The sequence below is a fragment of the Vibrio sp. 1078-1 genome (assembly GCF_033340475.1).
Window position 1 is genome coordinate 1 of record NZ_JAWOWM010000191.1, and the last position, 837, is coordinate 837.

At 47.3% G+C, this 837-nt stretch carries 2 protein-coding genes; both read left to right on the forward strand.

The annotated features are described in order from the left end of the window. The first annotated feature begins 12 nt into the window (after window positions 1–12). Entirely contained in the window at window positions 13–738 is a 726-nt protein-coding gene (locus R7190_RS26500; protein ID WP_318137755.1) for an SDR family oxidoreductase, read from the forward strand. An 11-nt stretch (window positions 739–749) separates the two neighbouring features. After that, a partial coding sequence (locus tag R7190_RS26505; RefSeq protein WP_318137756.1) for an NAD(P)-binding protein occupies window positions 750–837 on the forward strand: 88 nt, incomplete at its 3' end.

Here is an 837-nt window from a genome sequence, read left to right on the forward strand (position 1 = left end):
AAGGTTGGGGCGATGAATAGTGTCGTTTTAATTACGGGGGCGACCTCCGGGATAGGTAAACAGCTGGCTGTCGATTTTGCTGAGTCTGGTTGGCGTGTGATCGCATGTGGACGCAATGAAGCTGTACTTGCTGAGCTAGCGGCAACTTCTTCATCTATTGAAACGCTGAAGTTTGATGTAACCGATTATGAGGAGACGAAGCGAGTACTGTCTTCGCTTAAGACGATTCCAGATACATGGATCTTCAACGCGGGTGATTGCGAATACATGGATGATGGCATTGTAGATGCGCAACTTATGGCGCGCGTGATGAATGTTAATGTCGTAGGTGTAGCTAACTGTATAGAAGCTTGCCAACCGTATTTTCAGCGAGGGCACCGCGTTGTCATTGTTGGCTCCATTGCCTCCGAAGTCGCGCTGCCAAGAGCGGAAGCGTACGGCGCGTCAAAAGCGGCAGTGAGCTACTTTGCGCGCACGCTCGCTGTGGATCTTAAGAAGAAAGGCATCAAAGTGATTACTGTGTTTCCTGGGTTTGTTGAAACGCCCCTAACGGATAAAAACACCTTTGAGATGCCTATGATCATTTCAACCAAGCAAGCGTCTCAATTATTGAGAAAGCAGCTAGCGGCGAATAAAAGCCACATTTATTTTCCGGCGAGATTTACAGGCATTCTCCGCTTTATCTCGTTGCTTCCATACAGTTGGCAAGCAATGCTGACGGCTAAACTCGTATCTTAAAAGGAAGAAGCATGAAAATCGCTATTGTAGGCACTGGAATTTCTGGACTGACATGTGGGTACTATCTGCACCAACAACACGATATCACTTTGTTCGAAG

Bases quoted from the DNA above. Each gene is read 5' to 3' on its own strand.
- R7190_RS26500 (WP_318137755.1), top strand. From the start codon at position 13: ATGAATAGTGTCGTTTTAATTACGGGGGCGACCTCCGGGATAGGTAAA.